Annotated in this window: 21 protein-coding genes and 1 tRNA gene; 8 read left to right on the top strand and 14 right to left on the bottom strand. The window is 38.1% G+C overall.

Features of this window, described 5'->3' with window-relative positions; translation table 11 throughout:
- Positions 1-127 precede the first annotated feature (127 nt).
- Entirely contained in the window at positions 128-2,881 is a 2,754-nt protein-coding gene (locus tag N0B16_RS03305) for a fibronectin type III domain-containing protein (RefSeq protein WP_262989301.1), read from the bottom strand.
- A 448-nt stretch (positions 2,882-3,329) separates the two neighbouring features.
- Between N0B16_RS03305 and N0B16_RS03300 the strand changes: the two genes are divergently transcribed.
- Complete coding sequence (locus N0B16_RS03300) at positions 3,330-3,704, top strand: hypothetical protein (protein ID WP_262989300.1); 375 nt, start codon at positions 3,330-3,332, stop codon at positions 3,702-3,704.
- Between the two features lie 247 nt (positions 3,705-3,951).
- On the opposite strand, the gene N0B16_RS03295 is transcribed toward N0B16_RS03300, so the two are convergent.
- From N0B16_RS03295 to N0B16_RS03285, 3 genes are all read right to left on the bottom strand, one after another.
- On the bottom strand, positions 3,952-4,470 hold the full coding sequence (locus N0B16_RS03295) for a DUF2911 domain-containing protein (RefSeq protein ID WP_262989299.1): 519 nt from the start codon (positions 4,468-4,470) through the stop codon (positions 3,952-3,954).
- 34 nt (positions 4,471-4,504) lie between these two features.
- A complete protein-coding gene (locus tag N0B16_RS03290) occupies positions 4,505-6,196 on the bottom strand; it encodes a sodium:solute symporter family protein (RefSeq protein ID WP_262989298.1) in 1,692 nt (563 codons plus the stop codon).
- A gap of 100 nt (positions 6,197-6,296) precedes the next feature.
- Positions 6,297-8,801, bottom strand: a complete 2,505-nt coding sequence (locus tag N0B16_RS03285; protein WP_262989297.1) for a PIG-L family deacetylase — start codon at positions 8,799-8,801, stop codon at positions 6,297-6,299.
- Between the two features lie 162 nt (positions 8,802-8,963).
- Here N0B16_RS03285 and N0B16_RS03280 point away from each other — a divergent pair, with 162 nt between their 5' ends.
- From N0B16_RS03280 to N0B16_RS03270, 3 genes are all read left to right on the top strand, one after another.
- Entirely contained in the window at positions 8,964-9,287 is a 324-nt protein-coding gene (locus N0B16_RS03280) for a hypothetical protein (protein WP_262989296.1), read from the top strand.
- A 49-nt stretch (positions 9,288-9,336) separates the two neighbouring features.
- Entirely contained in the window at positions 9,337-10,230 is an 894-nt protein-coding gene (locus N0B16_RS03275; protein WP_262989295.1) for a cation diffusion facilitator family transporter, read from the top strand.
- Positions 10,231-10,447: 217 nt separating this feature from the next.
- Positions 10,448-10,969 carry a hypothetical protein gene (locus tag N0B16_RS03270; protein WP_262989294.1) on the top strand — a complete coding sequence of 174 codons (522 nt, stop codon included), beginning with the start codon at positions 10,448-10,450 and terminating at the stop codon, positions 10,967-10,969.
- A 212-nt stretch (positions 10,970-11,181) separates the two neighbouring features.
- On the opposite strand, the gene N0B16_RS14140 is transcribed toward N0B16_RS03270, so the two are convergent.
- On the bottom strand, positions 11,182-11,421 hold the full coding sequence (locus N0B16_RS14140; protein ID WP_368407547.1) for a dienelactone hydrolase family protein: 240 nt from the start codon (positions 11,419-11,421) through the stop codon (positions 11,182-11,184).
- A gap of 315 nt (positions 11,422-11,736) precedes the next feature.
- On the opposite strand from N0B16_RS14140, the gene N0B16_RS03265 reads away from it, so the two are divergent.
- Positions 11,737-14,115 (top strand): PAS domain-containing sensor histidine kinase, encoded by a 2,379-nt coding sequence (locus N0B16_RS03265; protein ID WP_262989293.1) that lies wholly within the window; start codon positions 11,737-11,739, stop codon positions 14,113-14,115.
- A 215-nt stretch (positions 14,116-14,330) separates the two neighbouring features.
- Here N0B16_RS03265 and N0B16_RS03260 read toward each other — a convergent pair.
- The 4 genes from N0B16_RS03260 to holA all read right to left on the bottom strand — a co-directional run bounded on the left by N0B16_RS03260 (position 14,331) and on the right by holA (position 17,100).
- Positions 14,331-14,415, bottom strand: a tRNA-Ser gene (locus tag N0B16_RS03260).
- Positions 14,416-14,553: 138 nt separating this feature from the next.
- Positions 14,554-14,925 (bottom strand): fluoride efflux transporter CrcB, encoded by a 372-nt coding sequence (crcB, locus tag N0B16_RS03255; RefSeq protein WP_262989292.1) that lies wholly within the window; start codon positions 14,923-14,925, stop codon positions 14,554-14,556.
- A gap of 51 nt (positions 14,926-14,976) precedes the next feature.
- Complete coding sequence (gene trxB, locus N0B16_RS03250; RefSeq protein WP_262989291.1) at positions 14,977-15,918, bottom strand: thioredoxin-disulfide reductase; 942 nt, start codon at positions 15,916-15,918, stop codon at positions 14,977-14,979.
- Positions 15,919-16,062: 144 nt separating this feature from the next.
- Complete coding sequence (holA, locus tag N0B16_RS03245) at positions 16,063-17,100, bottom strand: DNA polymerase III subunit delta (protein ID WP_262989290.1); 1,038 nt, start codon at positions 17,098-17,100, stop codon at positions 16,063-16,065.
- 6 nt (positions 17,101-17,106) lie between these two features.
- Here holA and N0B16_RS03240 point away from each other — a divergent pair, with 6 nt between their 5' ends.
- The 3 genes from N0B16_RS03240 to N0B16_RS03230 all read left to right on the top strand — a co-directional run bounded on the left by N0B16_RS03240 (position 17,107) and on the right by N0B16_RS03230 (position 19,006).
- Positions 17,107-17,532: a type I restriction enzyme HsdR N-terminal domain-containing protein gene (locus tag N0B16_RS03240; RefSeq protein WP_262989289.1), complete on the top strand. Its 426-nt coding sequence runs from the start codon at positions 17,107-17,109 to the stop codon at positions 17,530-17,532.
- A gap of 29 nt (positions 17,533-17,561) precedes the next feature.
- Complete coding sequence (locus N0B16_RS03235) at positions 17,562-18,173, top strand: HAD family hydrolase (RefSeq protein ID WP_262989288.1); 612 nt, start codon at positions 17,562-17,564, stop codon at positions 18,171-18,173.
- Between the two features lie 89 nt (positions 18,174-18,262).
- Positions 18,263-19,006: a dienelactone hydrolase family protein gene (locus tag N0B16_RS03230; protein ID WP_262989287.1), complete on the top strand. Its 744-nt coding sequence runs from the start codon at positions 18,263-18,265 to the stop codon at positions 19,004-19,006.
- Positions 19,007-19,076: 70 nt separating this feature from the next.
- Here N0B16_RS03230 and N0B16_RS03225 read toward each other — a convergent pair whose 3' ends face one another.
- The 5 genes from N0B16_RS03225 to carB all read right to left on the bottom strand — a co-directional run bounded on the left by N0B16_RS03225 (position 19,077) and on the right by carB (position 24,433).
- Positions 19,077-19,448 carry a cupin domain-containing protein gene (locus N0B16_RS03225; protein WP_262989286.1) on the bottom strand — a complete coding sequence of 124 codons (372 nt, stop codon included), beginning with the start codon at positions 19,446-19,448 and terminating at the stop codon, positions 19,077-19,079.
- Complete coding sequence (locus tag N0B16_RS03220) at positions 19,445-19,972, bottom strand: GNAT family N-acetyltransferase (protein ID WP_262989285.1); 528 nt, start codon at positions 19,970-19,972, stop codon at positions 19,445-19,447. Before N0B16_RS03220 ends, N0B16_RS03225 begins: the two co-directional genes overlap by 4 nt.
- A gap of 37 nt (positions 19,973-20,009) precedes the next feature.
- Positions 20,010-20,615, bottom strand: a complete 606-nt coding sequence (locus N0B16_RS03215) for a DUF2911 domain-containing protein (protein ID WP_262989284.1) — start codon at positions 20,613-20,615, stop codon at positions 20,010-20,012.
- Between the two features lie 101 nt (positions 20,616-20,716).
- Positions 20,717-21,142, bottom strand: a complete 426-nt coding sequence (locus N0B16_RS03210) for a VOC family protein (RefSeq protein WP_262989283.1) — start codon at positions 21,140-21,142, stop codon at positions 20,717-20,719.
- Between the two features lie 108 nt (positions 21,143-21,250).
- A complete protein-coding gene (gene carB, locus N0B16_RS03205; RefSeq protein ID WP_262989282.1) occupies positions 21,251-24,433 on the bottom strand; it encodes a carbamoyl-phosphate synthase large subunit in 3,183 nt (1,060 codons plus the stop codon).
- Between the last annotated feature and the right edge of the window lie 18 nt (positions 24,434-24,451).

The raw sequence follows: 24,451 nt of genomic DNA, 5'->3' as shown, positions 1-24,451 counted from the left end.
TTTCCAGAGGAGAAACTCTAAAAACACTATCGATTATAAAAGGATTAAGTACCTATTGAGATTAATAATAAAAGATCCAATTTGCAAACATTACAAATTGGATCATACACTATATATTGATTTTGATTTATTCTATAATGAGCTTCAGCGTAAATAGTTTTCTGGTATATACTTTAACAAAATAAACCCCTTTTGGCAAATTTTCATTCACTAAAGAGAATTTCTGCTGATTCACATTTTTAGTTTCATACAGCAATTGCCCTGCAGCCGATACCAGCTGAATTTTATCAATAGGATAATCACTTTTAATGAAAGTAGGCTGTCCTGGTTTTGCAGGATTTGGATAAAGAATGACATTTTTCTCTGTAGCACTATGGGATTCGGCGGTACCTAATGTATTTCCTACCACCTCGAAAGAAACCCTGTTCGACACTTCTGTATAAGAATCGTTGGTGAACATGACCATATAATAATTTCCGGCCGTAGTAGGTAACGCATTTACATTCCCGGTAATTGTTTTCGAACCCTGAGTGATCCCGTCAAAATAAGTGTAGGAGGTAAACTGATCATTGGGTATTGATATGCTTTGAGGATAAATTCCTAACCAGTCTTTGATAATTCCCGGAGAATCAGTCCAGGAAGCGGTAATATTTTCACCCAACGTATACACCGGTTTGTTGAGCCAGAGATCAGTAACGATATCTCCAACTTTAAAAAATACTTTTTCTCCAATTTGGGTATAACCATCTTCTAGAAGATAAGTCGCGTAATAATATCCTTTCGGTAAACCCGTAAAGTTTTTAGTTCCTGCAGCAGTGGTTACATAGCTCCACATGGCAGAAGGGTTGGCTGATCCTGGAACCTGCCCCATTTTGTAAATTCCGATCCAGTCATTCGTAAGATTAGGACCGTTGTTATAATTCACAACCACTGTTCCACCAACAGGATATGAATCTGCCGTTGTTTGAAGCACTACTTTCGGCCCTACATAGAAATTTTTTCTTGCGGTAATCTCGGTATACCCGTTATTGGCAAAAAAACCTGCGAAATATTGTCCTTTATTGGGCAATCCATTGGTAAAATTGGCAGCTCCGGAGGTTTGCCCATTGGTATACTTATATGCCTGTGAAGTTACGGAAGCAGGATTTTGACCTTTCTTATAAATTCCCACCCAGTCCTGTTGATTTCCGGGCCCGTCTGTGAAGGTGGTGAGAATTGCCTCGTTCTGAAGATATTCTGTTTTGTTTAAAACCAGTGCAGGATTAGACACGACACTTCCCGTTACCTCAAACTGTTTTACATCACTCCAGTCGCTCCATTCAAGATTCCGGTCTCTGTAACGTACTTTTACATAATATACGCCATTGGTAATAGAATTGGCTGCGATGGTTGCTTTTGTAATATCTACTCCCGCATTTAGGTTTTTAGTAACATTAGGATTTCCTGTCCCTTCTTTACCGAACCAGTTTTCATAATCACGGTAGAATTCTTTGTCGATAACCGAAAAGTCTGCGGTTTTACTAATAAGAAATTGTGTTGTATTTAAAAGTTCTGCTGTAGTGGTTGAGAAGGTGCTTCCGTTGAGTACCAAAGGCAGTGTAACGGGTGCTGTGAATACATTTGTTACTGAAGGTTTTGTGGGTTTTGCAAGGTTTTTATAGCGATGAAAACTGTCAACGGTAACACTGTTCTTCTGATTATAAATACTTCCGATTGAATAGCTTTCGACATCTACTTTGCCATTGATGACGTCTACTTCAATAATCTGGTACGTCCAGTCCGTAAGGGTTTTCTGCACATCGTCAAAATCCTGCTCATTAGACATTCCCCAATACTGATCCCACGCCGTTCCGCCGGAAATAATCTGATAGTTAGGCGAATTTTTAAGCTGTCCTCTGTGATACAGGTGATGGTGAGCGCCGATATGCATTAAATATTTATCTGAGGTTGTCAACATAGGCACTGCAGTATTTCTTACCCAGGTTGAAATATCTCCAACATATTGCTCAGCCTGATAAGGTCTGTGGCTTAAAGAAATAATCCACTGGACGGTATTATCCGTAGCAGCGGCAGTAAGAATCTGCTGAAGCCAGGTTTGCTGTGCAGCCCCGGTATGTTCTGAACTTAAACTTACAAAAAGAACATTTCCGGCTTGCTGTGCATAATAGTTTTCATTTCCTGAGCTGATATTTTTATAATTCAGTTCATCAATATAGAAATGCGCATAATAAGAGCTCATTCCTAACGTTCCGTACGTCTCATGATTACCGACGGTGGTTTGAATAGGAAGATAGGGTGAAAGCTTTTGATTTTTCTTAAAATGAACATTTTCATAATGGTCAAGCGTTCCTACATCAACCTGATCTCCCACCATAAAAGTAAGGGCCACATTATCTGAAGGATCTGCCGCCATCCCAAAGCGTTGCTTTATTTTTTTATACGCGTGAAGGTTCAGAGAATCATATCTCGGCTCATTTTTAATCTGATTATCTCCCATGATGAGAAATCTTATTTTTCCGTCTGCAGTTACGGGCTGTCCCGGTAAAGGAAGGGTGCGGAAGTTATAAACGGAAGACTCTGTACTTCCTGTTTTAATTTTATAGTAGTATTTTGTATTGGGCTGAAGGTTGGTAATCTTTGCGGTATGATAGTAATAATTATTATTGTAGCCGGTATCAGAAAAAATATTGGTGGTTCCCGTTACAGTCACGCTTAGATTATTTGATGACGTCCCATAATATACGATGGTTTCGTTATTGGAAGAGGTTTTCCAGTTCACGATCATCGAATTGGGTGTCGGATTTTGCAAATACGGAACTAAAGCTTGTCCTAAACACAATTGCGTAAAAACGCAACACAGCAGGAGTAAATAATGTTTCATAAAGAATGGTTTGGATTAGATTTTTTGATCTCCCAAAACTAAATGCTCCATATTACACTGCTGTTACTGAACTGTTACATTATGCTTAAATATTATGTTTAAAATTATTTCATTGCAGCCCTCCATACATTACTTATCAATGTAAACTTTAGATGTAAATTCAATTTGATCAACAGTTATCGTGACGACCCGGATTAAATCTAAGATTCGCCTCAATGCAAAATACTTGCTTACTTAAATACAAATATTGATACCTTAAAATTCGGACAATTTTTTCTGGAAAAACTAAATCCTTCAAAGAAAATACTAAAATAATAGGTTTAATTCTTAAATTTGACTTATGCGAAAATATCTTTATTACATTATATTGTCATGTGTTGTCACGAGCTGCTATACTTACCAACGTAAAAAGCAAGCGGATATTCCGCTCGAAAACGAGCGCTCAAAGATGAGAGCTGTTGATGGAAACAGTGCTTCGTCTCAACGCAACGATACGGCAGCCGAAACTCAAAGCAATAAATCAAAGCCAACGATTAATAAGAAACAACCTATTCCCATCAATATCCAGAATGAGCTTCAGCCAACTAAAAATTATAAAATTAAGGCCGATGGCAGAGTGTATAAAATAATCGTTGATAAATGGGTGGGTGACAGTCTGGTTGCGCATTCGGCAAATAAACCTCAGGAAGTCCTGAAATTACACAAAAATCAGATTGAAGCTGAAACCATTGCAGAAAAACGCTTTTCGCAACCCATTGCAGATATTATCACCATACTTGTTTACGCCGGCATTGGCGTTGGAATTTGGATGCTTGTTCGATGATTACAATTATTTCTTACAGTTCCCGTTCATTTCTATTTAAAGTTCTCAGCCGGATGAGATAATACAATCATTCGGCACACAACATCGGCAAAGGTTTTTTTAATATTTAACAAGAGCTTGCTTTAAAACTATTGCAGGCAGACAGTCAATATCACTGAAATTATCTCACAGTCATCCTGGATGCATTTTTCAAATTGTAAACAAAAAAATCCCGGATGAACGGGATTTTAATTTTTCTTATTTACATTTATTTGATCTCTACAGGAACTGAGATTTTATCCCAATTCATGGTAAATCCGTTATTATTTACTTTATACATTAAGGTTTCCTGTCTTTCTGGTAACGCTTTTGTTTTCACATCAACACGTAAAGCATCTTTAGCCTGTTCGTATTTATAAGCGCCCCATTGTTTTGGCTCTTTGTTAAAAATCGCAGTCCAGGTTCCGCTTTCTTTAGGGATTAAGAAAAAGCTATATTTACCTTTAGGCAGTTTTTTACCCTGAACAGTAATATCTTTATCCGTCTCGAAAGTAGTTGCTTCATTGGCACCTGCGCGCCAAACTTTATCATACGCTTCCAAACCGCCCCAGATGGTACGCCCTTTCACAGAAGGACTGCTGTAGGCAATGGTAATAGTTGCATCTTTAATCTTTCCTGTCGCAGTAGCGGGAGGACTCGCAGGTTTTTTAGTGTCCTGTGCAAAAGCGTTTACTGAAATCGTCATGGCAGCCAAAACCATAGTTACAGATTTAATCATTGTTCTCATACTGTTTTTATTTATTTGTTCTTATTTTGTTCGTTTACGAATTTACGTTTTTCGGTTTATAAAACAGTAATCCGATTGCCGAAAATATAATAACTGCCGCTGCTCCGATTACGTTAAGCCAAAGGAAAGAAACAATATCGAACTGATAAACGGCAATAACCGCGATTTCTGATAAAATTGCAGCAATGAATACATTCTTCCCATTGATTTTTTTAAAGTAAAATGCGACCAGAAAAATCCCCAATATCGGGCCGTAGAAAAGAGAACCCAATACATTGACCGCTTCAATAAGGGAACCCATCTGTGTTGCAAACATAGCGACACCGATTGAGAAAATACCCCAGGCTAAAGTATGGAGGCGGCTGTATTTCAATTCGGTTTTATCATCCGGAATTTCTTTTCTGAATATTAAATGAACATCCTTTAATGAGCAGGCGGCAAGAGAATTCAGCGCTGCGGAAATTGACCCCCAACTGGCCAGGAAAATGACAGCAAATAGTAAACCGGTTACCCCTACAGGTAAAGTATTTTTTACGAAATACAGGAAAATGTAATTGGTATCCGTTTTCTCCGCATTATAGTTTGAATGGTTGATTGCTTCCTCTACCCTTCCGTGAAGAGTTTTTACCTGGGTTTGTGTATTTTTAAAATCCTGAATTGTTTTGTTAAGTCTAGGAGATTGAGTTTCTTTTAATTGTAAAATTTCTTTCGATTCTGCATTGAATTTCATTTGTAAATCCTGATGCTCTTTTTCAAATACAGCAGCCTGTTCGGGTTTTGCTTCTTTTAAATGTTGATAAGAATGTTCGTTGAAATAAATCGGAGCCGGTTTAAGGGAAAAGAATGCGAACAGCAAAGCACCAATCAGGAGAATCGCAAACTGCATTGGGATCTTAACCAGCCCGTTCAGCAGCAAGCCCATTTTTGCATTGGTGTTGTCCTTCGCCGTAATATATCTCCCAACCTGGCTCTGGTCGGTACCGAAATAAGAAAGTGCAAGGAAAAAGCCGCCAATTAAGCCGCTCCAGATATTGTACTTATCTTTCCAGTTAAATTCTGTGGTGATTACATTGAGCTTCCCCGATTTCCCCGCCAGATAAAGCGCATCCTTAAAGCCAATTCCGTTCGGCATATTTTGAATCAGCAGATATCCTGCAAAAGCCATGGTTCCCAAAATAATGAGAAACTGTAGTTTTTGGGTATGAGCAATCGCTTTGGCACCGCCGACATAGGTATAAATCAGCAGAATGCCGCCTGTTAAAACATTGGTCGCATAAATATTCCAGTTTAAAACGCTTGACAAGATGATACTTGGAGCGTAAATGCTGATTCCGGTTGATAAGCCTCTTGAGAAAAGGAAAAGCAATGAAGTGAGTACCCGTGTTTTTTTATCGAAACGGTTTTCTAAATACTCATAGGCAGTATAAACATTCAAGCGCTGAAAAATCGGTATAAAAGTAATACAGATCACAATCATCGCCAAAGGCAAACCGAAGTAGTACTGAACGAAACGCATCCCATCTGTATAAGCCTGTCCCGGCGCTGAAAGAAATGTAATGGCACTTGCCTGCGTTGCCATAATCCCTGTAAGCACAATGTACCAAGGCATTTTATTATCGGCTTTCAGATAGGTTTCGTTGCTTTTCTGGCCACGACCGATCAAAACGCCATAGACTACTACTGCGACAAGGGTAAAAATGAGAACGGTCCAGTCTATCGTGCTCATGCCCAGAATTTAGTAAACAAATAATAAAATGCGATCTGCAATACTAATGCAACCGTTAATAATACATACCAAGTATTCCAGTTTTTAAGTTGATTGTTCATCAGTTTTTCTGTGCAGATAAAAAGTTTAAAAATAGACGTGCCGCCCCAACATTTCCCGCAGGTAGCTGTCTGAAAAATGCCAAAGAAGTATAAATAAAATTACCTTTCCCGTATGCAGCATATAAAGTGGATCCCTGCAGCGGCTCTTCACCGGTATCATACATCTCAAAAAGCGGTTCGTAGGCTGCATCCCATTTTTCAGGAAAATAGGCGCCACGCTCCTGTACCCAACCTTTAAAATCATCCGAGGTAATTTTATTCGGAAAATTCAATAATTGATGATTGGGGTTTAAAAATTTAACCTCAGCGTTTTCTTCGGTAACCCGTTTATTGGCAATGCTGAAATTGTATATTCCCAATTGCTCGACGGTTGTATCCTGATTGGTGTTATACTGCATCACCAAATTCCCTCCCGCTTTTACATAAGACCATAAAAAAGGCATCCAGCGACCCAACTTTTTTTCTGTGTTATTGGCACGAATACCCAATATGATGGCATCATATTGCGATAGCCTGTTCTGACTGCCGTTTCCGCCGGATTTATCTGCGTTGCCATAGAAATCTTCGTCTTTCAGAACCTCAACCTGGACACCTGCAATACGCAGAAACTCAGGAATAAAATCGCCTGCACCTTCTATGTAACCCACTTTTTTAACCTTCGACTGAACATCCCCTTTCATAACGATGGCCGTTGCAGGTACAAAATATTGTAAAGAAGGTAAATGCGGGTATTGAATTAACACCTGTTTTTTATTATAAGTAACTCCATCTACTATAAAATTGGCATCCAACTGCAAACGGGAGGAATTGATTGAAGCAAGCTTACTTTTAGGGATAACGTACTCGATAGTTGTATCTTTTCCATTAATAGAACTTAGATCAGCGCTGCCTAATCGTTCTCCGTTATACATCAGGTTTAACTTACCATTACTATAGCTTTTATTGGAATTAACCTTAACATTTAAATTCAAATATAAGTCTGCATTTTCTTTGACCAGATAAAGTGGTTGTGTAAATTTCAGTTCTAATGCAGGAACAATGCGCAATGCTTCTACCACGTCACCCCGCACCGGGTCTAATTTCTTGAAAGACAAAGGAAGTTTGACTTCAAACTTTTCCGTGCCTATTTTTAAACCAAGCAAAACATTTAATGGTGATTCTGCTTCCGGCAAACCGACTAAAGTATCATTTGGAACAGAGAAAGTCGCTGCATTCGTGGGAGGTTTTGCCAACCAATACGGTTCAGTCAGTGCTGCATCTGCAGGAATCTGAATTTCGTGCTGAATAGTGATCAAAGAATCTTTTGACAGTTTTTTGTTGAAGCTTTCTGATTGATTTAACCATTTTACATTTTCTAAAACAACAGGATTTTCAGTTCGTGCAATTAAATTTACCCTAAAATTATGTTTGTCTCCGGCAACAGCTTCAGCCTGGTTGGTAACTGCCTCGCCCATAAACCCGGCGCAGCTTAAAATAATATGGTCAATAGATTTAAGCTTATCACTTTTTAGGTCTGAATCTTTTAGCGCCATTATCTTTTTTCGCAAAACAAGCAAAGAAGGCAAGCTCTTGTCTGGCTCGTTGAAATTGAAAGCAGAAATAATGTTATCTAATGATTGGTCAATGTCAGCATTTCCTTGTGAAGTCCAGGTTTTAGTCACTCCGTCAAAAAGTGTTGCTTTAGCAGGCTCACCAAGAACATGGCTAAAATACTCAGTTTTAATCCCGGCTACAGACTGTGTTCCCGCACCTTGGCTTTTATGTAAGCTTCTGCTTAATCCCGCCAATTCACCATAGCCCATTCCCAACTGGGCATCATATTGTCCAACGGTAACTTTCAGCTGATTTTCGGCAGTCGTATTGACGGCACCAAACCGGAAAGTATTCCACAATATACGTTTGGGTTGCCATACGTTAACATATTTTAGTTGATTTGGAAAAGCTGTTTTATCGCCCGCCAGCTTAAATGCTTTTTCTGCAACCACCGCCGAAGCCGCATGTTGTCCGTGGCCTGCTGCTGCAGTAGGAGGAAAACGACAAATGATCACATCAGGACGGAATGTACGGATGACCCAAACCACATCTGCTGTAATGCTGTCTTCATTCCATTGTGTGAAGGTGTCGGTCGTATTTTTAGAAAAACCGAAATCAATCGCCCTGGTAAAAAACTGTTGGGCACCGTCTAACTTTCTTGCTTCCAAAAGCTCATGCGTTCTGATCAAACCTAGTGCAGCACCTTGCTCTGTGCCTAATAAATTCTGGCCGCCATCACCTCTGGTTAAAGACAAATAGCCCGTCTCTATATTCTGGTCGTTGATTAACCAGGAGAGTAATCCTGTATTTTCATCGTCGGGATGAGCTGCAAGGTATAGAACTTTAGGCAGGTGTTTAAGGGTTTTGAGTTCGCGATAAATTTCAGATGATTTTGAAGGCCGGACCTGTTGGGCCGAACAAAACCCCGTATAAAAGCTAAGAATAAATACAATGATTACTTTTTTGAACATTTGAATTTGCTTTGCGAGACAAATATAAGTAAATCGTTTTTTCTTTCAACCCTAAAAAAGCAGCCCGCTTTTTGCTGACCTTTACGTTCAGTTTTATTTTTATAACTCGTATGTCGCAAGATCGGTTCAAGGTTTGATAATTATTAGCTTAAAATTACAGAAATGGAAAAGAAGCCTCATTTTAAAGCGACCCTCATGTATCTTACCACGGAAGACGGAGGCATTGTAACCCCTGTTTCCTCAGGATTCAGAATCGTTATCAGATTTCCGTATGGTAATCAGGAATGTATGGCAAACCAAACATTTTTAGATCAAGAACTGGTATTTCCAGGTGATACGGTAGTTGCTGATCTTATATTCTTAAATGCGGATGAGATGTCAGAAAAAATATATGAAGGAATGGATTTCGAACTTCTTATCAATTCAAATATAATAGGAAGCGGTTTGGTCACTGAAAAGTATCCTACAGAAGATAAAACAGATTAAAGTCCAAGAATATAATTATTATCCTTTTCTTATTTTACTCCAATTAAGAATGGCCAACCATCAAAAATCAATTTACAGTGCTCTTGCCGCCAATCTCCTGATTGCGCTGACCAAATTCATTGCCGGAGCATTTACCAACAGTTCCTCTATGATCTCTGAAGGGATCCACTCTACCGTGGACACCGCCAACCAGCTGTTGCTTTTGTATGGGTTGAAAAGGAGTAAGAAAAAAGCAGACGAATTTCATCCTTTCGGATATGGCAAAGAGCTTTATTTCTGGTCTTTTGTCGTTTCTGTTTTGATATTTGGTCTGGGTGGTGCCCTGTCTGTTTATCAGGGAATTTCACACATTCTGGAACCTGAAGCCATGAAAGACCCTTTATGGAATTATATCGTCTTGTCACTTTCCCTTATTTTCGAGGGGTCTTCTTTATATATCGCAGTAAAGGAATTTAATAAAACCCGTAACGGAATGAAATGGTGGGATGCGATCGTTAAAAGTAAAGATCCCTCCAGCTTTCTCGTAGTTTTTGAAGATGGCGCCGCAGTTGCAGGCCTGATCGTTGTCATGATCCTGATGGGATTTAGCCATGCCTGTGAAATACCGGAATTGGACGGGCTCGCATCGGTGATTGTAGGACTAATATTGGTTTTTGTTTCTTTTATCCTGGCCAGAGAAAGCAGGAGCTTACTGATGGGAGAAGGAATCGCTCCGGAAACAAGAGAGAAAATTGCGCATCTTGCTGAAAAGGACTCCGCCGTGATCAGGACAAAAAGTATACTTTCTACATACCAGTCTCCGGAAGAAGTCGTGTTGATGCTCATCATTGGTTTTGAAGATCATCTTGATACAGAAGAGATCACTGAGGCGATACAACGCATTCGTGAAAGCATTAAAAATGAATTTCCGTTAGTCCGGTTTGTTATTATTCAGCCAGAATAAGAGTATACATTGATATTCAGTTTTGAAAATACGTTGATTAAAATTACAATATTCTTCAAAGACATAAACGCTGCATCAAGATTGTGAACATCCGCAATTGTCCGGCAAAGTATTTAAAGCACAGATTTATATCTCTCCTCCGGAATTCTGGCAAACTTTAATTGTTATAACTTTAATTATAAATACTCTTTAAAAATCAAGTTACAGCAGCATTACAATGACAAATAAAAAGTATCTTATTTTTAGAAGGAATTATGAAGATCACATTTCTAAGAAATTAGTAATTGAGAAAGAAGTGTTCGAAACAGACTTTTATGAAACCAGACAACCTTTTGGTTTGGTCATTTTCGGATTTTTAATGCTTTTATATACACTTTATATCATATTTGAAATCCATATTTTGTACGAACTTTTCATGATAATCACGGCGCTATTTTTTATGTATGGTGGATTGAAAAGAAGCAAATTGATTTTCAGAATCTCTAAAAACGGGATATGGAGCGCCGAATTTGGGTTTATTTACTTTCGGCATATTGAGCGTATTGAATTTTATCGATACATCGGAAAGCACAGCTCGGAACAAATGAAAATTTATATAAAAAATTATCAACTCTATCAAATGGAGATCCCCTTCCTGGAACAGCCCATATCTCATATCGAACATTACGGAAATCTGAAAAATCTACTTGAACATGCCTTAAAGGACACTAATAAAAGAGATAAGAATGAAAGCTACTAATAAAAGAATATGCACTGAACTGCAACGTGTAAAAAATAAATGAGAGACGGCTTAAAGCGGTTTCAAAATTGTAAATAAAGTTGGTTAAACACGTTCAAAGTAGATGCAGATTTATTATTATTTCTTTATATATTCAATAATTGTATTTAAAAATTCATCCGGCTGTTTTCGCCATTGCCAATATCTGTAAGGCCACGTTTCCACTACAGCACTCATTTACTTTGTGTAATCATATTATGTCCGCAACCTTTTATAGTGATAAGCTTGTGATCAACACCAGCTTTCGTAAGGTAATTTTCCATTTTTGTCTGGTTTTCTGCTGGTGGTACCAAAACATCCTTTTCCCCAAAAATACTTAATACAGGGCATTTTATTGCACTGAGAGCTTCTTTCGGGTCATACTTGTTTTTTCTCCACCATAAAACATCATCTCCAAATTGCGATTGGGGTATATCTACATAATCAATCCATTTCTGGCCTTTGATTTCAGAAGTATATTTTTTAAGTACATTCCAATCTTTTTCAGTATTATTTTGAATATATTTAAAGAAAAGCCGGGAATAGATAAGGGCTGAATCAATAGATTCTTTTAAGCAAAACTGTCTACTTTATACATGGCGGAATCTTATGATATCGTTTTCATGAAATCACTTTGTATAAGGAATAGAACAGCTTTAAAAATTAAAAAAAACAGGCTTATATCTGAATACCGTCTAATTTAGGAAAAAGTTATATTTTTACTTTATTAATTCAAGCAGTCACTTCATATGGCAAACTTCTCCAATAAATATACTTCTGAAAAGCAAAGATTCGCCGAAACAGAAAACCGTTTTAAAGCCTTGATTGAAGCAACTTCAGATGTCATCTATTCACTAAGTCCCGATTGGCAGGAAATGCGTGAGCTTGATGGCAGAGGTTTTCTAAAAGATGCTCATGCACCTACAAAAAACTGGAGGTCTGCTAATATATATCCTGATGATCTAGATCTTGTTAATACAAAAATACAGGAATGCATTCGTGAAAAGAAAGTTTTTCAGCTGGAGCACCGGGTTCTGCGTGTAGATGGTACACGCGGCTGGACTTTTTCAAAAGCCATCCCTATATTGGATGAGGAAGGCGAAATTATTGAGTGGTTTGGAACAGCCCAGGATATAACATTACGAAAAGATGCTGAAGAAGCGCTGCAAATAGCCAAAGCCCAATCTGACCAACAGAAAAGATTATATGAAACAGTCACGTCATCTACACCGGATTTATTATATGTATTTGACCTTAATTACCGCTTCACCTATGCAAATAAAGCATTGCTAAATATGTGGGGTAAAACATGGGAAGATTCGATCGGAAAAAGACTTTTAGACAATGGCTATGAGCCTTGGCACGCAGAAATGCACGAAAAGGAAATTGATTATATTAAAGAAACAAAACTCCCTATCCGTGGCGAAGTATCATTTCCGCATGCAGTTTTGGGCAACAGGATTTATGACTATATTTTCACGCCGGTTTTCAATGAGCAGGGTGAGGTTGAAGCAATAGCAGGTGCTACACGGGATGTAACTGATCGTAAAAAGTGGGAGGAAAATTTGGAAAACACTTCAAAAACCTTACAGGGGCTGAATGAAGAACTGGCCAATACCAATCATGAACTTGAGGCCAGTCTTGGAGAAATTGCAAAAGTTAACGAAGAGTTACTCAAAGCACATGTAAAGATTGAAGAAGGCCAGATTGCTTTCCGACTGGCTGTCAATGCGGCAAATTTTGGAACTTGGTATATACATTCTATCACCAGAGAGTTCATAACAGATGCCCGCTTAAAAGAATTGTTCGGATATTATGAAGATGAAACCTTGTCAATCGAGCAGGCATTGGCACAGATTACAGAAGAATACCGTCCGTATGTAGCGGAAAAACTAGAAAATGCAATTTCTGATAATGGTGATTATGATGTAACCTATCCTGTCATAGGATTTCATGATAACCGTCTCCGCTGGCTGCGTGCCATAGGAAATCTTAAAGCCGATCATTCAGGAGAATTTTCTGCTTTTACAGGTGTTGTGATGGACATTACTGACCAGTATCTTGCCAGTGCAGAGATCAGGAGGGCGGAAGAAAATTTAAGAATGGCAGTGGATGCGGCAGGTTTGGGAACATTTCAGATCAGTGCGCAGGATCGAATTTTTACCGCATCACCGAAGCTTAAAACGTTTTTCGGATTTCATCCGGACGAAATTATGCCATATGAAGCTGCTATTAATCAGATACATCCCGACTTTCGTGAAGCAGTAGCCAAAGGGGTTGAGCGTGCATTTTCTGAAGGTACACGTTTTGAAATGGAATATCAGATTATTGGCTATCATGACGAAAAGCTGAGGTGGGTACGTGCCATTGGTGAAGTACAGCTAAAAGAAGGTAAAGAATATTTTACAGGAGTTATTCATGAGATTACCGAAAGAAAACTAGATGAAATAAGGAAAAATGATTTTATTGCCATGGTTAGTCATGAGCTTAAAACACCTCTTACTTCCGTAAAAACTTATATACAGCTGATACATCGCAAATTAAAGGATGATGATAATCTTTCTAAAATGTTATCTAAGACAGATCAGCAAATTAATAAAATGACAGAGATGATCAATGGTTTTCTGGATATTTCAAGGCTTGAATCCGGGAAAATACATCTTAATAAAGAACTTTTTGATCTTTCTCTATTATTAAAAGATGCCGAGGAAGAAGCTGCAGCTACCATTCATAGTCATATCCTTATTTTCTCCCCTATTGAATCGGTAATTGTCAATGCAGACAAAAATAAGATCGAGCATGTGATCAGTAATCTGGTCAATAATGCTGTTAAATATTCTCCTAAAGGAAGCACTATTCATGTTTCGTGCACTTCAGATCATGAATTTGCTTATGTCAGCGTTAAAGATAATGGCCATGGAATTAAGCCTGAAGATGCACGCCATATTTTTGACCGCTATTATAGAGTAGATAGTGATAATATGCGTTCCATTTCGGGTTTTGGGATAGGACTGTATTTATGCTCAGAAATAATCAATCATCATAAAGGTACAATTTCATTAGAAAGTGAAGTTGGTAAAGGTTCAGATTTTGTATTTTCATTACCGATAAGTCCGGTCCAATTGTAGTTTGAGAAAAATCTGGGAACCGAAAAACTTGGACAAAAACTTAAATGAGTAATATCATGAAAATTCCTGAAGATGTAGAGCCAGGTACAGTATCTATAATACAATATGAGATCTTATGATACTATTTTAAAATGATATGATCCTTTCACAAAAACAAAAAACGCTGTAAACATCAATGTTTACAGCGTTTCAGCTTATTTTAGTTTCTCAACCTGCGGAGAGAGAGGGATTCGAACCCCCGGACCTGTTACAGTCAATAGTTTTCAAGACTATCGCAATCGACCACTCTGCCATCTCTCCTTAAATTCCGATATCATCGTCATTTTTAGTGGTGCAAATATAAAACTCTTTTCAATAGTAACAAAACTATTTTTAAAAATAAATATTCTAAAATGAATAATCAGCTTACAATCAGATTCTTATTTTAATGTCTTAAAGTTACTGCAGTAAAGCCGGAGATTTCATTCCCAAAAATACTGCTGCAAATCCTGCGATTACACTCATGATGACATATATAAATAGGGTCCCAAAGTGCTGATTCTGCCATAAAGAATAGTTTTCTGCTGAAAATGCAGAAAAAGTGGTGAAACCTCCGCAAAACCCTGTAATCAGCAAATATTTTAAATAATAATCATTTTTAGCAAAATAAGAAGTTAAAAACCCGATTAAAAAGCATCCTATAATATTAACCAAAAAAGTACCCATAGGAAAATAATTGATATTCCACCATTTTTGGGTATAATTTGATAAGAGATATCGCATCACGCTTCCAAAGCCGCCACCAATAAAAATGTAGAACAAATTTTTCATAATAAAAAATAAACGCACCAGAAAAGGTGCGTTTTTATAGTTTGATTTATTTTACTGTAATTCTGCTAAATATTTTTCAGCATCCATGGCAGCCATACATCCGCTTCCGGCTGCTGTAATAGCCTGTCTGTAAATATGGTCCTGAACATCGCCTGCCGCGAAAACACCCGGTAAATTGGTCTTTGCCGTTCCTTTCTCGGTTTGAATGTATCCGTTTTCGTCTAAATTGATCTGTCCGACAAAAATATCGGTATTCGGTTTATGGCCGATCGCGATAAAAATCCCATGAACATCGATCGTAGATTTTTCCTGAGTCTGATTGTTGATCACCACTGCTCTTTCAACCAGATTATTTTCCCCTTCGATGCCAATCAGCTCGTGGTGAAATTTCACTTCAATATTGGGCGTATTGTTCACCCGGTGAATCATTGCTTTTGAAGCTCTGAACTCTCCTTTTCTCACCAACATGGTCACTTTATTACACAATTTGGAAAGATAGGTTGCTTCTTCTGCCGCAGTATCTCCCGCTCCTACCACCACAACATCTTTTCCTTTGTAGAAAAAACCGTCACAGGTTGCACATGCAGAAACTCCTCCTCCATTGTATTTTTTTTCGTCATCAAGGCCTAAATATTTTGCGGTAGCCCCTGTAGAAATAATGACGGTTTTCGCAAAAAGCTCTTTATTTCCCGCATATAATTTATGAATTCCGCCAACTTGCGTAGAAAATTCTGCTTTGGTGATCATTTCATAATGCACTTTAGTATCAAATCTTTCAGCCTGTTTTTGCAGATCCATCATCATTTCCGGGCCGGTAATTCCTGAAGGATACCCCGGAAAATTATCTACTTCTGTGGTAGTGGTTAATTGTCCGCCGGGTTCCAGACCGGTATATAATTCAGGTTTCAGGTCTGCTCTTGCTGCATAAATCGCTGCTGTAAAACCGGATGGCCCGGATCCTACAATGATACAGTCTAAAATATTTTCTTCCATAATATAGTAACAGTTCAAAAAGATTAAAATTAAGTCTGCAAATTTCGTAAAATTTAATGTTTAATTAAAGAAAAATTAATGCTAGTTTTCGATATTAAATATGTCGATCGTCAATAAAGTAAATGCATCAAATAAATGAGAAACTTACACCTTCATCTTTACCTGATCTACATTGATAATTTTATAAACCAATTCCTTAATAAGCTCTGCCTCGCTCATATTGACGGCACCCAGACCTTTTCCTTTCATATCAAACTCTCTTAAAATTGAAATGACTCTGGTAGAATGTTTGAGTGGGTAAAGCCGTGCCGATTCGGCGTAATCTTTTAGAAAATAAGGATTGACGCCCATCTGTGAAGCAATGGTTTGCGGAGACTGCCCGATCATCGTCTGATACATAATCACATTAGAAAAATAATTGTATAAACTCGAAAGCATCATCACAAAAGGATTGTTCTTAGGATTTTTACCCATGTAATGGGCAATTTTATACGCCGCATTTACATTCTTGGTTCCTAAAGCTTTCTGAAGCTCAAAGACATTATATTCTTTGCTGATTCCGATATGATTTTCAATGTGGGTTCCGTCAAGAATTTCTCCGTCTTTCAAAATCATTTTTAATTTGCCCAGTTCATTGGCAATTCTCGAAAGATCATTCCCAAGATATTCAGCAAGAAGATGCGAAATGTTTGGAGCGGTTTTTATATTTAACTTTATGCATTCATCGGCAATCCATTTCGGAAGATGAGTTTCTCTGATGGTTTCACTCAGAAACAGGGCGTTAATTTTATCAAGGGACTTGGTTACCTTTTTTCGGCTGTCTAATTTTTTGTGTTTGTGCGCAAAAACCAGTACGGTGGATGGAACCGGATTGTCAACATACATTTCCAGCGCTTTACTTTCTGCTTCAGATAATTTTAAATCCTGCGCTTCTTTTACAATAATCACCTGCTTATCGCCCATCATGGGAAACTGTCTTGCCAGTGAAAGAATTTCCTGATAAGAAGTGTCTTTTCCGTATGTAACGGTTTGATTAAAGGCCTTTTCATCTTCCTCGAGGAAATTATGTTCTAATGCCTTTACGGCAACATCAATAAAATAAGGTTCATCTCCGTGGAAAAAATAAATCGGCAGAACTTCTTTATTTTTAATATTTTTGAGGATTAAATCTAATTCTTTCATCTTTTAATGGAACTTCCAAAACTTAATTTTCGGGAAACTTTTGATTTTAAATTCAAGAAAGACAAAGATAAGTTTTTTATTTATGACCTTGTCCGTAAAACTTACCTTTTGCTCACTCCCGAAGAATGGGTACGACAGCACTGGATCCATTATTATCTCATCGTAAAATCGTATTCTGCCTCTGCGCTGATCACCGAAAAAAAAATTGTCCTTAATGGTTTGACTAAAAGGATTGACCTTTTGGTAACCGAAAAAGCACAGGCTAAAATCTTGATTGAATGTAAAGCCCCGTCTATTAAATTATCAGAAAAAACATTCGAGCAAACAGCACGATACAATTCGATTGTAGGAGCAAAAGAAATTATCTTAACCAATGGTTTACACCATATTAATGCACTGTATGAAAACGGGGAATATCAATTTATTCCCTAATAAATAGATCAATTGATAATTAAAAATAAATGGAAATCAAAAACATCATATTCGACTTTGGCGGCGTTTTAGTAGACTGGAATCCAAGGTATTTTTTCAAAGATTATTTTAATGATGATGAAAGAATGGAATATTTCCTTAAAGAAATTGCCCATGATGAATGGAATATTGAACAAGACCGGGGAAGAAGCCTTCTGGAGGGGACTGATTTTCAGGTACAGCAGTTTCCGGAATGGGAAAAAGAAATCCGCGCATATTATGACAACTGGACGGTTATGCTCAAAAGTGAAATTCCGCGTCATGTTGAAATTCTCAGGAAGCTAAATAAAACTGATTATCAACTGTTTGGACTCACCAACTGGTCTGAAGAAACGTTTCCGTACGCATTAGAAAATTATGATTTTTTCCAGCTTTTTGACGGTAAAATTGTCGTTTCCGGAACCGAAAAACTCATTAAGCCTGATCCAAGAATATGGCAGCTGCTTTTGGAAAGATATCATATAAATGCTGAAGAATCTGTATTTATTGATGATAATTTTAAAAATATTGAAATGGCAAAAAGTTTAGGCTTTCATGTCATTCATATAACTCCGGAAACAGATTTAGAACAGGAACTGATTGATTTAAATGTAAAATTTTAAGCCCTGACTGTAAATAATTTTCATTAATTTTAGAAAAGAATTTATTGAAAAATATACATAATCAATAATATAACCAAATAGTACAAAATATGATACGTTCAATGTTATTAACCGCTTTTCTTATGAGTTCAGGAACCCTATTCAGCCAGAATCTTAAAACAGTTTCTTACCAGGACGGTTCGCAGAAACTGAACGGTTTAGTCACTTCCAATACAGGAAAAAAACTTCCCGGCATTCTTATTCTTCCGGCATGGAAAGGGATTGATGATGAAGCAAAAAATGCAGCGGCAGAGCTGGAAAAACAAGGGTATATTGCTTTTGTCGCAGATATTTACGGGGAAGGAAATATCCCGGCTGACGGAGATTCTGCCGCAAAAACTTCCGGATATTACAAAAAAAACTTTGAAGCTTACCAGAAAAGAATTTCTCTGGCTTTAGATCAGCTGAAGAAAAATGGCGCGATTCCCGACAAAATTGCAGTAATCGGATATTGTTTCGGCGGAACCGGTGCTTTGGAATCTGTAAGAGGAAAATTACCGGTTGTGGGCGTTGTTTCCATTCACGGGAGTCTGGCAAAAGATCAGACCAGAAAAAATGAGCCGATTGCCGCTAAAATGCTAATAGAAAATCCTGCTGATGATAAAAGTGTAACTCCGGAAGATTATAATAATTTAATCAAAGAAATGAATGATGGCAATGCTGACTGGCAAATCATCACTTATGCGCATTCTAAACATACTTTTACAGATCCGAAATCATCAGATTACAATCCGATGATGGCTAAAAGAGCATGGAACCATACCTTGATGTTTTTGAAAGAGATTTTGAAGTAAAATGTAAATGTAACAATGTACCAATGTCAAAATTGGTACATCGTTACATTATTAGACTGGTTACATTGTATTAATCTACGCCTTCCTGTTCTTTGTTTACCGATTCCATTGAGAATGCTGGAAGACAGATTGAAACGTATTCACAAGACTCTGGAAAGGGATTGCTGTAGCGCACTCTGGCTCCTTTCTGGATCATAATGCTTTGCCCTTTTTCCAATACAATCACTTCACCGTCAATCTCAAATTGTTTTTTTCCTGAAATGATTAAAGTGAATTCATCAAAATCCGGAGTCTGGTGCGGCTCGCTCCATTCGCCGGGCGCGATCATATGAGCGATGGAGATATTTGGGTTCTGAGTAGAATTTCCCCAGTGTTCTTCAATTAATTTTCCGTCTGTGGTGGGAACGATTAACGGCGATTTTTGAATTTTAAATTTTCTCATATCCAGTTTTCTTTTTTGATTTCGTATACAAAATTTGTTTTAGCCGGTTCTCCAAAATAGGCAACTTCTTCTTCAGCGATTTTTTGTCCGCCCAGTCTTTCCATCGCAATTTGAGAACGTATATTCTCTTTGCCAATATGAAAATGTACCGTATCTACAAATTGAAAAATATAGTCAAGCATTAGCTTTTTGATCTTAGGATTAACTCCTTTGCCCCAAAATTTTGTTCCATAAAAAGTATATCCTATGAAAATGCTGTTCTTTTTTTCATTAAAATCATAAAAACGGGTGCTTCCCAAAACCTCGCCCGTAATTTTATCGATAATTTTAAATGCACCGCTACTTTCTAAGGCTCCTTTGAAAAAGTTTTCAAAAACTCCTCTTTGATACCGGTCTTTATTAGGATGCTGTTTCCAGATTTCAGGATCTGATGCGACAGCGTACAGAGATTCAAAATCCCCTTGCTGTAAGGGGATTAATTGATATTCTGAATTTTCTACTATTTTCTGAATTGAAAAATCCATCTGCAGATATTTGTTTTAATAAAATCGTACAATCTGCTTAGCTTTTTGACTTCGCCGCGTCAGATTCTATTTTTTTGATTTCTTTCAGCTTTTCGGCAATTTTTGTTACAGTTTCCGGTTTTGCAGGTTTTAAAGTAACTTCAGCTTGCGCCATATCCCATTTGATGACCAGATTTCCGGAGTTTTCATCGGTTGGATTTAGTGTAATTTCGAACCATTCCTGCTTATCTGCAAGTTTGTTTACAGGCACTGTAATATCTACAACATCCTGTTTGGGATCATACGTATAAGCGCCCCATTGCTGGAAGTCTTTATTTAAAATCACTTTCCATTCTTTTTCCGTGGGAACGATAAACAATCCGTATGTTCCTGCCGCAACTGTTTTTCCGCCAAAGTTTACCGCCTGTCCGAAGGTAATTTTCGTGGAAGAATTTGCTCCGGCTCTCCAAACCTGGTTGTAAGGAACCAGTTCTCCGAAGATTTTACGGCCTTTCACGCCCGGTCTTCCGTAATCAACAATGATTTTAGACATTGAGAACTGCTGTTCCACTTTTTGACGCGGACTCACCGCAGGTACTGAATAATCCTGTGCAAAACCTAACGCTGATGCCGATATGCAAAGTGTAAATAATAACTTTTTCACTTGTAAAATTTTGTTTAAAAATACAAATTAGCAGTCAGAAAATGTATATGTGATTTTGATAAATTTTGTTAAAATATTACTGGCTATAGATTCTAGCTATTCTAAACTTCATCCTTTGCAGGTTCCCAAAGTTCCAGTTTATTTCCGTCTGCATCCATGATGTGTACGAACTTTCCGTAGTCATAAGCTGCAATTTCATCGACAACCGTCACTCGGTTTTGTTTTAATTTTTCTACCAACGCTTCAATATTCTGAACCTGATAATTAATCATAAAATCTTTTTTCGATGGCGAAAAATAGTCGCTTCCATTTTTAAAAGGCGACCACTGCAGCTGATTAATTTCCTCAGGACGTTCTATATTTCTTGATTTAAAAGTAGAACCCCAGTCATTCACGTCAAATCCTAGATTTTCAGCATACCATTTTCTGGTTTCTGCAGGATCTTCTGAAAAGAAAAAAATACCGCCAATCCCAGTCACTTTTGGGGTTTTACGGTCTTGATTATTTGAGTTGTTTGATTCTTCCATATTATTATTATATTTATTGTACCGAAAGTATTCAAATTTATAGAGATCAGCAAATAAAAACCCCGCAAGAAAACTAACGGGGATAATATTTTATTTTATTTTTTAAAACTACATTACTTCCATTTTAAAACTCATGCTTTCGATCACTTTTAAGATAGCTTCTACCGTATCCATTGAAGTTAAACAAGGTACCCCGTTTTCCACACTCATTCTTCTGATCTGGAAACCGTCTCTCTCAGACTGCTTTCCTTTTGTCATGGTATTGACAACATACTGCACCTTTCCTTTCTGGATCAGATCAATCAGGTTCACACTTTCTTCTCCAATTTTGTATCCGATTTTGCAAGGAATTCCTTGTTCTCCGAAGAATTTTGCAGTTCCTTCCGTTGCCCAGATTCTGAAACCTACCTCATGAAATCTTGCTGCCAAATCTGCCGCTTCCTGCTTGTGTTTATCAGCTACCGTGAATAATATCGAACCATGCATCGGAACTTTTCTTCCCGCTGCAACCAATCCTTTGTACAATGCTTTTTCCAAAGTGGTGTCTTTCCCCATGACTTCTCCGGTCGACTTCATTTCCGGTCCTAAAGAGATGTCAACTTTTGTTAGTTTTGAGAATGAAAATACCGGAACTTTTACAAAGACCCCTTCTTTATTGGGAACCAAGCCGTTTTTGTAGCCTAAATCTTTCAGTTTCTGGCCTAAAATAGCTTTTGTTGCTAAATTAGCCATTGGAACTTCTGTAATTTTAGATAAGAAAGGAACCGTTCTTGATGAACGCGGATTTACCTCGATCACGTACACATTTCCTTCAGAAAGAACGTACTGAATATTCATTAAGCCGATCACATTCAGTCCTTTCGCCAGTCTTTCAGTATAATCTACCAAGGTATCGATTTCTGCCTGAGAAACATTCTGTGGCGGATAAACAGCGATTGAGTCTCCTGAGTGAACTCCCGCTCTTTCGATATGTTCCATAATTCCCGGGATGATCACCGTTTCACCATCACAAATTGCATCGACTTCCACTTCTCTTCCGGTAATGTAACGGTCAACTAAAACCGGCTGATCCGGACTTGCATCTACTGCAAATTCCATGTAATGAGAAAGTTCGGCTTCGGTATACACAATTTCCATGGCTCTGCCTCCTAAAACGTAGCTTGGACGGACCAAAACAGGATAGCCGATCTCGTTCGCAATCTTTATTGCTTCTTCTTTGGACGTGGAAGTTTTCCCTAAAGGCTGCGGAATTCCCATTTCCTGAAGGGCTTTTTCAAATTTATCCCTGTTTTCAGCACGATCAAGATCTTCGAGAGAAGTCCCTAAAATTTTCACTCCGTAAGCTGCTAATTTATCGGCTAAATTGATCGCGGTTTGTCCGCCAAACTGAACCACAACTCCCATTGGTTTTTCAAGATCGATGATGTTCATCACATCTTCTTCCGTCAAAGGCTCGAAGTATAATTTATCTGAAATCGAGAAGTCTGTAGATACCGTTTCCGGGTTATTATTGATGATAATCGCTTCATAGCCCATTTCTTTAATCGCCCAAACCGAATGCACCGTTGCGTAATCGAACTCAACTCCCTGTCCGATTCTGATAGGACCCGAACCTAAAACCACCACTTTTTGTTTGTCTGAAACCACACTTTCATTTTCTTCTTCATAGGTTCCATAGAAATAAGGGGTTTCACTTTCGAATTCTGCCGCACAGGTATCGACCATTTTGTACACCGGAATCACTCCGTTTTCTTTTCTGAAAGTATATACTTCACGCTGAGTAGATTCCCATAAGTGAGCAATATTCTGATCTGAGAATCCTAATTTTTTAGCCTGAATTAAAATTTCTTTATCGAATTTATGAGCGGCAATTGTTTTTTCAAAATCTACAAGTTTCTTTAATTTCCAGATGAAGAATTTATCAATTTTACTCCATTCTACGATTTGTTCCCAATCGTATCCTCTTCTTAAGGCATCGCAAATAATGAATAGTCTTTCGTCATCACACACACGGATTCTTCTTTCGATATCTTCATCCGTTAATGCGGCTGCCTGTTTTGTTTTTAAGCCTAAATGTCTTAAACCCGTTTCCAGAGAACGAACGGCTTTTTGTAAAGACTCTTCGAAGTTTCTTCCGATGGCCATTACTTCACCCGTTGCTTTCATCTGCGTCGACAGTCTTCTGTCTGCTGTTTCAAATTTATCGAATGGAAACCTTGGGAATTTAGTGACTACATAATCCAAAGCCGGCTCAAAACAGGCGTATGTTTTGCCCGTCACCGGATTCATAATTTCGTCCAACGTTAATCCTACTGCGATTTTTGCAGCAATTTTCGCAATCGGATATCCCGTTGCTTTACTTGCCAAAGCCGACGAGCGGGAAACTCTCGGGTTTACCTCGATAATGTAATAATCAAATGAATCTGGGTCTAAAGCCAACTGTACGTTACATCCGCCTTCAATTCCCAATGCTCTGATGATTTTCAAAGATGCATTTCTTAGCATTTGGTATTCTCGGTCAGAAAGCGTCTGCGAAGGCGCCACTACAATCGAGTCACCAGTGTGAACGCCTACCGGATCTATGTTTTCCATGTTACAAACCACAATCGCATTGTCGTTTGCATCACGCATTACTTCGTATTCTATTTCTTTGAAACCTGCAATTGATCTTTCGATAAGACATTGCGTAACCGGACTGTATTTTAACCCTAATTCTGCAATTTCCTTTAATTCTGCTTCGTTGGCAGCGATTCCGCCTCCTGTTCCTCCCATGGTAAAAGCAGGACGAACGATAACCGGATAACCGATTTCTTCCGCAAATCTCAATGCGCCTTCCACGGTATTGACAATATCAGATTCCGGAACGGGCTCGTTCAGCTCTCGCATCAGCTCACGGAACAAATCTCTGTCTTCGGCTCTGTTGATGGCAGAAAGCGTAGTTCCGAGAACCTCAACTTTACACTCTTCAAGAATTCCTGATTTTTCCAGCTCTACCGCCATATTCAATCCGGTTTGTCCGCCAAGAGTCGGTAAAAGTGCATCCGGACGTTCTTTTCTGATGATGTGACTTACAAACTGAAGTGAAATCGGCTCGATATACACTTTATCTGCGATTTCAACATCGGTCATGATCGTTGCCGGATTTGAATTGATCAAAATCACCTTATACCCTTCTTCTCTCAAAGACAGGCAAGCCTGCGTTCCTGCGTAATCGAATTCTGCCGCCTGACCAATGATGATAGGTCCGGATCCGATTACTAAAATTGTTTTTATATCTGTACGTTTTGCCATTTTTTAATTTAGATGAGA

The organism is Chryseobacterium gilvum (assembly GCF_025628965.1).
Lineage (GTDB): Bacteria > Bacteroidota > Bacteroidia > Flavobacteriales > Weeksellaceae > Chryseobacterium > Chryseobacterium gilvum.
This window is presented reverse-complemented; position numbering and strand designations above follow the sequence as displayed.